This window comes from Bradyrhizobium sp. Crot121 (assembly GCF_059512385.1).
Map to the genome: position 1 here is coordinate 1 of NZ_JCAMOR010000377.1, position 450 is coordinate 450.

The following is a 450-nucleotide window of genomic DNA, read 5'->3' on the forward strand; positions in this document are numbered from 1 at the left end:
GATTTGACGTGCAACCCATTCCGCCGTCGGATTTGCTGTGACGTTGATCCAGACGAGGTCTCTGCGGTCGAGCCGGATGATGACAAATGCATAGAGCAGGTCGAAACCGATGGTCGGAACAGCGAACAAATCCATGGCGGCAATGTCCGGCGCGTGATTACGCGAGAAGATCCGCCATCCCTGGCTGGGTGGCCCGCGTCGATTCACCATGTACTTGGCGATGCTGGACTGCGCGACCTCGAACCCGAGCTTGAGCAGTTCGCCGTGGATGCGTGGCGCGCCCCACAGCGGATTTTCGATGCTGATCCGCCGGATCAACGCGCGCAGCCTCGTGTCGATCGGCGGCCGCCCTCCGATCGGGCGCGACTTCCAAGCCAATAGCCGCGAAAGCCGGCCCGGTGCCAACGCACGACCGTCTCGGGCCGGATGATCGTGAGGACCTGCAAGATC

General features: G+C 62.4%; 1 pseudogene. It reads right to left on the reverse strand.

The window, feature by feature from the left end:
• Positions 1–318, reverse strand: a pseudogene (locus tag AC5ZGW_RS47060) (hypothetical protein); the annotation flags it as partial.
• Positions 319–450 lie beyond the last annotated feature (132 nt).